1 protein-coding gene and 1 pseudogene are annotated in these 1,406 nt (G+C 58.8%); one reads left to right on the top strand and one right to left on the bottom strand.

The window, feature by feature from the left end; genetic code table 11:
• A partial coding sequence (locus RSSM_RS18730) for an acyltransferase family protein (RefSeq protein WP_044303000.1) occupies positions 1-703 on the bottom strand: 703 nt, incomplete at its 3' end.
• 279 nt (positions 704-982) lie between these two features.
• On the opposite strand from RSSM_RS18730, the pseudogene RSSM_RS18720 reads away from it, so the two are divergent.
• Positions 983-1,406: pseudogene (locus RSSM_RS18720) on the top strand (cofactor-independent phosphoglycerate mutase); the annotation flags it as partial.

The raw sequence follows: 1,406 nt of genomic DNA, 5'->3' as shown, positions 1-1,406 counted from the left end.
TCTGATACAACAGAAATCCGATCGCGAACATCGGAACGAAGTCGAGTGCCAAGAGGTGCCGAACCGCGGTACCGACTTTGAACCACACCGCGTCGCCATGGCTCGCCGCGAGCATGTCGAGCGTAGGGCACAGGGTGATCGAACCGCATAACAACACGCCCCATCCGATGAAGTAGTTCCGCAGACCGCCGAACCGCAACAAGCCGACGAGCAGCACGTAGAACATCATCTCAACCTGCAACGTCCACATGACCGGATCGATGCATTCATAGCCGAACACCCGTGGCATCAACGTTAGGTTGGCGAGGAACTGCGGCGTGGTGATTGGGGTGCCACTCAGGGGCTCCATCTGACAGATGATCAGGTTGGCAACGATCGCGATGTAAAACAGCGGAACGATCCGGATCAACCGCGCCGCCAAAAAGTCCTTCGACTTGCCGCGACGCATCAACGACATGCTGTTGACGAACCCGGACAGAATGAAGAACAGCATCACGCCGTACGCCCCAAAGGGCCACTCTCCGCCGAGCGGTGATGAAAAGCCAAACTTGACGACGTAGACGTGCGTGAAGTGAAACAGCACGAGGTTGATCGCTGCCATCGCCCGCAGTGAATCCAACTCGGTGATCCGGCGGTGCGGTTTCGACGGAGCCTCTGATGCGACGTGCGGTGCAGTCGGCGATGCGGATGCGATCGTTGTCATGGGCAAAAATTCTCCTGCGAAACACTCGGGCGAGAAAAATCAGTGTGTCTTCCGTGCGGCATCTCGCCACGTTTCACTCCGCGCCGTTGCGGTTTTTCGCCACACCCACGTCCGATCATCGCGTCCATGCGGTTTCGCCAGGATGGTTGCGTTTTTCCAGTCGCTCGGGTGCCGTCACCGGTAACGGTTTTGCCCGCCCTTTCACTTTTTCCTCCCTTCCACGACACTCTACGACTTGCCTCTTGAACTTTTTTCAGATCAAACCGGCGGAGGATCGCCATGAAATACGTCATCATTATTCCGGACGGCTGTGCCGACGAACCTCTCGAGTCGCTCGGTGGAAAAACGCCGCTTCAGGCAGCCACCCTTCCCAACATGGATGCGGTCGCCGCGGCCGGATGCGTGGGTGTTACTGACAACACACCGATCGACTTTCCCGCCGGCAGCGAAGTGGCCAACATGTGCCTGCTCGGCTACGACCCGAACGAGTTCTTCACCGGCCGGGCACCCATCGAAGCGGCCGCCACCGGCATCCAACTCGGCCCCCATGACTGCGCGATCCGCTGCAACCTGGTCACCGTCGAAGACCAAATCATGGTCGATTTTACTGCCAGCCATATCGGGACCGAGGACGCCACGGCGTTGCTCGAAGAACTCAATACCAAACTCCTCGGCGGCGATCATCCGGCGGTCTCGCCGGAGC

Origin of the sequence: Aporhodopirellula sallentina SM41 (genome assembly GCF_000346505.1) — a bacterium.
Classification (GTDB): Bacteria; Planctomycetota; Planctomycetia; order Pirellulales; family Pirellulaceae; genus Rhodopirellula; species Rhodopirellula sallentina.
The sequence above is the reverse complement of the archived record's forward strand: the minus strand, read 5'-3'. Positions and strand labels throughout refer to the sequence as shown.